General features: G+C 71.7%; 1 protein-coding gene. It reads right to left on the bottom strand.

The genetic code is table 11. The features are described 5' to 3' along the window. Positions 1-5,618: non-ribosomal peptide synthetase/type I polyketide synthase (locus tag BIV23_RS42860; protein WP_143079244.1), on the bottom strand; the 5,618-nt coding region annotated here is incomplete at both ends.

Raw genomic sequence — 5,618 nt, 5'->3', positions numbered from 1 at the left:
GGCCTGGATCTCGATGGGGTCGCCCATCGCGGTGGCTGTGCCGTGGGCCTCGACGTAGCCGATGTCGGCGGGGGAGAGTCCGGCGTCGGCGAGGGCGTCGGTGATGACGGTGACCTGGCCGTTCACACTGGGTGCGGTGAACCCGACCTTGTCCGCGCCGTCGTTGTTGATCGCGCTGCCGCGGATGACGGCGTAGATGCGGTCCCCGGCCTCGACCGCGTCCGACAGCCGCCGCAGCACCACCGCCACCACACCGTTGGCGACGACCGTGCCCGCGCCGTCGGCATCGAAGGGCCGGCAGTGCCCGTCCGGCGAGGCCACGAAGCCTTCCTGGTACTGGTAGCCCTGTTCCAGGGGGAAGGTGAAGGCGGAGGCGCCGACGAGTGCCACGTCGGACTCCCCGCGCAGCAGGCTCTGCCTGGCCAGGTGCGCGGCCACCAGGCCCGTGGAACACGCCGTCTGCACCGTCAGCGCGGGACCGCGCAGATTCAGCTTGTGCGCCAGGCGAGTGGCGAGGAAGTCGTTCTTGTTCCCGATCGCCGACCGGAAGACCTCCGAGAAGTCCTCGGGATCACCCTGGTCGTAGCCGCCGAAGCCGACCCCGCCGAAGACGCCGATGCGGCCGGGGTGGGCGCCGGGCAGGATGCCGGCGTTCTCCAGGCCCTGCCAGGCCGTTTCCAGGAAGAGCCGGTGCTGCGGATCCATGTGCTCCGCCTCGGCCGGAGAGCAGCGGAAGAACTCGGCGTCGAAGAGATCGGCGTTCTCCACGTAGCCCTTGGCCGGGACGAAGGCGGGATCCTCCAGTACGTTCCTGGGCACCCCGGCGTCCAGCAGCTCCCGGTCGGTGAAGCGGCGGATCGACTCCACACCGCCCCGCAGGTTCGCCCAGAACTCCTCCGCGTCGGTCGCACCCGGCAGGCGCAGGGCCATACCCACGATCGCCACCGCGTCCTCGTCGACACGCTCCCGGGGTGCCGTCGCGGTCACCGCGGGCGTGCTGTCGCCGCGCAGGAACGTGGTGAGCTGCCGCACCGTCGGGTAGCGGAACAGCGTCGAGAGCGGGAACTCGCGGTCCAGGTCGGCGCGGACCAGCTCATGGACCCGCAGCGCTGCCATCGACGTTCCGCCCAGTTCGAAGAACCCGCTGTCCGGGTCCACGTCGGCCGGCTCCAGCCCCAGTACCCGGGACCAGGCCGCGACCACCGTCTCCCCGATCCGGTCCTCGCCGCAGGCCGGTGCCGCGGGCTCGGGCCCCGACGCCGGCAGCGCGGTCAGGGCCAGCCGGTCGATCTTGCGGTTCGGTGTCAGCGGCAGGCTGTCCTGCCGTATCCAGCGCGTGGGCAGCATCGACGCCGGCAGCCGTGCCGCGGCGTACTCGGCCAGGGCGTGCTGGTCGGCTTCTCCGGAGTAGTACACCCACAAGGCCGCCGGGCCGGCGTCCTCGCGTACCACCGCGGCAGCCTCCCGGACGCCGGTGCAGCCGGCGACCACGGACTCGATCTCGCCGAGCTCGACGCGGTGCCCGGCCAGCTTCACCTGGGTGTCCACGCGGCCGCGGTACTCGAGCGAGCCGTCCTCGCGGTAGCGGACCACGTCGCCGGTGCGGTACATCCGTCCCGCACCCGCGAACGGGTCCACCACGAACCGCTCGTCCGTCAGCGCGGCCCGGTCCCAGTACCCCCGCGCGACACCATGCCCACCGATCCACAGCTCACCACGACATCCCCGCGGCACCGGCTGCTGGTGCCGGTCGAGAACGGCCAGCCGGGTGCCGGGCACGGGCGTTCCCAGTGACACCGGTCCGGGCCCGACCCGCCAGGTCGTCGACCAGACCGTGGTCTCCGTGGGCCCGTACATGTTGAGCACTTCGCCGCCGCAGGTCCGCAGCAACCGCTCGGCCAGGCCGCGGTCGAGCGCTTCGCCACCGACCAGGAGCCGCCGCAGTCCACCGAGCAGCTCACGCCCTCCCGCGTCCGCCAGCAGCATCCTGGCCAACGACGGCGTGCACTGCAGGTGCGTCGGCCCGTACTGCCGGTGTTCCGCCCAGCCACCGAGTTCTCCGCTCGCGACGACCACGCGGTAACCCCTGGTCAAGGTCCACAGCAGTTCGAGGCCGGAGATGTCGAAGGACACACTGGTGACGGCGAGCCAGGTGCCGTCGGCGCCACCGCCGACGCGTTCGTCCATGGCCAGGCAGAAGGCGGCGAACTGCGCGTGCTCGACCACCACGCCCTTGGGGGTGCCCGTCGAGCCCGAGGTGTAGATGACATAGGCGGGGTCGGACGGTTCCGGCAGGACCGGCGGAGCGCCGTCCGGCCGCCCGGCCTCGGCGATGTCCTCGACGGACAGCACGCGCAGGCCCTCCGGCAGGGCGTCCGCGAGGGAGCCGCTGGAGATCACCACCTCGAGTCCGCTGTCGGACACCACGTGGTCCAGACGCGCTTTCGGATACTCCGGGTCCAGCGGAACGTAGGCGGCCCCGGCCAGCCACGTCGCGAGCATCGCCACCGGCAGATCGACCGTACGCGGAAGGCACAGACCGACCAGATCTCCGCGTGCCACCCCCAGTCCGGCAAGCTCCCGGGCGATCGCGACGGCCCTCGCGGACACCTCCTGGTAGGTCAGCTCGCGCCCGTCCGACACCACGGCCACCGCGTCGGGCGTCCGCGCCGCCTGCCCCCGTATCCGCTCGCAGGCGCTCTCCCCCGCAGGCCGGGCCGCGACGGTGCCGCCGTGCTCGGCGAGCCACCGGCGTTCCGCACCGCAGAGCAGTTCGGTCTCCCGGATCGGGCGGGCGGGCTCGGCGGCCAGCGATGCCAGCAGGGTCGTGAAGTTGGCGGCCATGCGGTGGGCCGAGTCCTGGTCCAGCACGTGTGACTGGAACTCCAGCTCCCCGCGCAGCACGTCACCGTCGGCGGTCAGCGTGAGGCCGAGCTCGAACTTCGGCGCGCCCTGGACGTTGCCGGACACGCTTCCCGTCGTGGGGAGCCGCCAGGCCGCCTCGCCCGTTCCGACCGTGGGGAACGCTGTCCCGCCGTAGTTGAACACCGCCCGGAACAGCGGGTTCTCCTCACCGGTCCGGTCACCGCCGGCGACGCGTACGACCTCGGTCAGCGGGACGCTCTGGTGCTCGAACACCCCCCGCACACGGGTGTGCGTGCGGGCGAGGACGTCCTCGAAGGACACCGCCCCGGTCAGGTCGCAGCGCAGCGGCAGGGTGTTCGCCAGGAATCCGAAGGTCTCCGCGACCTGTGGCAGCTCCCTGGCCGACCAGATCGTACCGATGCCGAAGTCGTACTGGTCGGTGTACCGGGCGAGCAGTACCGCGAAGGCACTGACGTACACGGTGTACCCGGTGACGGAGTTGCGCGTGGCCAGCTCGTCCAGAGCGGCCCGGAGCTCCGCGGGCACGGTGAAGTGCACGGCATCGCCCTGGTCGTCCTCGGCGGCGCCCCGCTCGGGCAGTTCCAGACGCTGGGCACCGTCCAGCTCGGACTCGAAGTACGCGAGCGAACGCTCGAAGGCGCCCTGCTCGATGGACCGCTTCTCCCATCGCGCGTAGTCGCCGAGGTGGTACCGGACGTCCGGGAGCCGCGGGGTGCCCTCCTCGGCGAAGGCCGCGTACGTCTCGTACAGCTCGTTCAGCAGCAGGGACAGCGACCAGCCGTCGGTGATGGCATGGTGCAGGGTGAAGCACATGGTCCACATCTCGCCGGAATCCACCAGCAGGCACCGGAACAGGGACTCGGCGTCCAGCCTGAACGGGACCCGTTCCTCCGCACGCAGCGTCCGGTCCAGCTCGTCGGCGTCGGCCACCCGCTCGTGCCGCAGCGGAACCGTGAACTCCTGGTGCACCACCTGGACCAGTTCGCCGTCACGGAGTTCCAGTCCGGTGCGCAGTGCCTCGTGACGTTCCATCACCGAGCGAAGTGCGAGCCCGAACGTCTCTGGACGCAAGGGGCTGTTCACCTGGAGTCGTACAACGGCGTTGTACTGCGCGGAATCCGGGCGCATCCGCTCCAGGAACCACAGCCGGCGCTGGCCCTCGGTCGCCGGATGGACGTCGCGCCGCTCGGCACGTTCCATCGACGGACCCGGAGGCGGCAGCTCGGAGAAGGCGTTGGCCAGCAGATGGTCCACGACCGCGTGGGGCGTGGGGTGTTCGAAGGCGAGCGTGGACCGCAGCGGTGTGCCGGTCACCTCGCTGAGCCGGTTGCGCAGTTGCAGAGCCATCATCGAATCCAGCCCGTGGTCCTGGAACCGCTCGTCCACGGGCATGGGTTCGCGGAGCCCGAGCACGCCACGGATCACGTCCTGCACGGCCTCCAGCACGGCGAGGGCACGGGCCGACTCGGGCAGCGCCGTCAGCCGGGCCGCCAGGTCCGCAGGGGGCGCCTGCTGTTCCCGCCGGGTGCGGACTGCGCCGTCGATCCAGTAGCTCTGCCGCTGGAAGGCGTAGCCGGGCAGGTCGACCAGGCGGCCGGGTCCGTCGACGACCCGTGTCCAGTCCACCGCATGGCCGTGGACGTGCAACTCGCCGAGCCCGCGCACGATCTGCGCGAGTCCGCCGTGATCCCGGCGCAGGGTGCCCAGGACCACTCCGCCCCGTTCGGCGGTGAAACCGGTCAGCGGGATGGCCAGCAGCGGATGCGGGCTGACCTCGGTGAACACGCCGAAGCCGTCGTCACGCAGCGCGTCCAGCGCCAGGTCCATGCGCACCGGCTCACGCAGGTTGCGGCACCAGTAGCGGGAGTCCAGAACGTCTCCGCCGATCGGTGCACCGGTCACCGTGGAGTACATCGGCACCGTCGTCGCGCGGGGGCGCAGATCGCCCAGTGCCGCTTCCACCTCGGGCAGCATGGGGTCGACCAGGCTGCAGTGTCCGGCCCGGTCCGCCTTGATCCGGCGGCAGAACACGTCACGATCCGCCAGCTTCGCGAGCAGGCCGTCCACCGCGTGTGCCGCGCCGGCCACCACCACCGAGCCGGGGGTGTTCACCGCGGCCACCGACAGCGACGTGTCGTACTCGGCGAGGAGTTCCTCCACCTCGGCCAGCGGCAGTTCCAACAGGGCCATGCCACCCGAGCCGCTCTCGACGCGCTGGAACGCCTGGCTGCGGACGGCGATCACCTTGGCGCCCTCCTCCAGGGTGAGGGCTCCGGCGACCACGGCGGCGGCCACCTCGCCCTGGCTGTGTCCGACCACGGCCTGCGGTTCCAGACCGACGGACCGCCACACCGCGGCCAGGCCGAGTGCGACCGTGAACAGCGCGGGCTGAATCACCTCGACGTCGTCCGGGTCCAGTCCGCTGGTCTCCGGGTTCTCCAGCAGTGCGAGGACCGACCAGCCGGTCCAGGGGCGCAGGGCCTCGTCGCAGCGGGCGACGGTGTCGGCGAAGGCCGGGCTCTCGGTGAGCAGACGCCGGGCCATGCCCGGCCACTGCGAACCGTGGCCGGGGAAGACGAACACGACCCTGCCGTGCTCCTCGGCCACCCCGGCACACACCGCGTCGTCGCCGTGTCCGTCCCCGAGCGCGGTCAGCCCGCGCACCACCTCGTCCAGGTCATGGGCGAGGACGGCGGCCCGGTGCTCGAAGTGCTGGCGGTGGCGGGTGGTGG

The organism is Streptomyces monashensis (assembly GCF_001866665.1).
Taxonomy (GTDB): Bacteria; Actinomycetota; Actinomycetes; order Streptomycetales; family Streptomycetaceae; genus Streptomyces; species Streptomyces monashensis.
The sequence above is the reverse complement of the archived record's forward strand: the minus strand, read 5'-3'. Positions and strand labels throughout refer to the sequence as shown.